Origin of the sequence: Streptomyces sp. P17, from assembly GCF_032436805.1 — a bacterium.
In the GTDB taxonomy this organism is placed as follows: Bacteria; Actinomycetota; Actinomycetes; order Streptomycetales; family Streptomycetaceae; genus Streptomyces.
The window spans coordinates 1-262 of the sequence record NZ_JAVRBF010001025.1; the positions used below are offsets into that span (position 1 = coordinate 1).

Below are 262 nucleotides of genomic sequence, written 5' to 3' on the forward strand. Positions count from 1 at the left end.
TTGACCCAATAAAGCCCGTCCATGCCAGTTGCCGCGAGGATCGGGATATCGATTCCCGCGGCGCGGATCTGGCGTGTCGCGCTCGCGCCGCCCGGCGTGTGGGCCGAGCTCGTCGACGTGCCGCCGGACGCGCGCGGCACGAACGTCGTGATTCGACCGGCGGTCGCGGCGTACGAAATCCAAGTCGGAGCGTCGCCGTCGGTGCCGCGAAAGAACGTGATTCCGCTCCGCGAGCTGGTCGTGGGCGTTCGCGACGATCGCT

1 protein-coding gene is annotated in these 262 nt (G+C 68.7%); it reads left to right on the forward strand.

All coding sequences use genetic code 11. The features are described from left to right. Positions 1-21: 21 nt before the first annotated feature. On the forward strand, positions 22-262 hold a 241-nt coding region (locus RMT89_RS43825; RefSeq protein ID WP_315889332.1), incomplete at its 3' end, for a lantibiotic dehydratase.